Here is an 880-nt window from a genome sequence, read left to right as displayed (position 1 = left end):
GCTTTCGGTCGAATAGACGCCGAAGCGCTTCAGCACGTCGATCCTGAGCTTTTCCTGCTTCGAATAGACCGGATGCGCCTCGAAGGCGGCGACGAGTTCGTCCTTGCCGATCGGCCGGCCGTTCAGCTTGAGCTCGATGAACCAGGTCTGGTGGTTTATGCCGGAGCAGACATAGTCGAGCTCTCTGGGCGATTTCGCGCCGAGCACCTCGGCGATCTGTTCGGCGCCGTGCTGCACGCCGTGACAGAGCCCGACCGTGTCGACCTTGCCATATTCGATCGCCGCCCAGGTGTTCATCGCCATCGGGTTGGCATAGTTGAGGAATTTCGCGCCGGTCGCGGCGACCTCGCGAATGTCTTTGCAGAAGTCGAGGATCACTGGAATGTTGCGCTGGCCGTAGAGGATGCCGCCGGCGCAGATCGTGTCGCCGACGCACTGGTCGATGCCATATTTCAGCGGGATGCGAATGTCGTCGGCATAGGCCTCCAGCCCGCCGACGCGCACGCAACTGATGATGTAGCGCGCGCCCTCCAGCGCCTCGCGGCGATTGGTCGTCGCCGTCACTTTGGTAGGCAGTCTGTTAGCCTCGACGATCCGGTCGAGGATCGCCTTGATCATCCCGAGATTGTGCTCGCTGATGTCGGTCAGCGCGAATTCGATGTCCTGGAATTCAGGCACGCACAGAATGTCGGTGAACAGCTTCTTTGTGAAGCCGACGCTGCCGGCGCCGATAATAGCGATTTTGAAGCTCATCACCTTCACCTTGGTCCAACTGAATGCCAGGCAAGGAGCGACAAAGGAGGCTTTGGCCACGCGCCATCGCGCGCCAGCCACTCAAAGCCGGAAATCCGGCTCTTTCTCCTCCCGCCCGCTCCTCGAC

At 60.8% G+C, this 880-nt stretch carries 1 pseudogene; it reads right to left on the bottom strand.

The annotated features are described in order from the left end of the window. Positions 1-753, bottom strand: a pseudogene (locus tag EOA28_RS37190) (alpha-glucosidase/alpha-galactosidase); the annotation flags it as partial. Positions 754-880: the final 127 nt, after the last annotated feature.

The sequence above is a fragment of the Mesorhizobium sp. M2A.F.Ca.ET.067.02.1.1 genome (assembly GCF_004023285.1).
Lineage (GTDB): Bacteria > Pseudomonadota > Alphaproteobacteria > Rhizobiales > Rhizobiaceae > Mesorhizobium.
The sequence above is the reverse complement of the archived record's forward strand: the minus strand, read 5'-3'. Positions and strand labels throughout refer to the sequence as shown.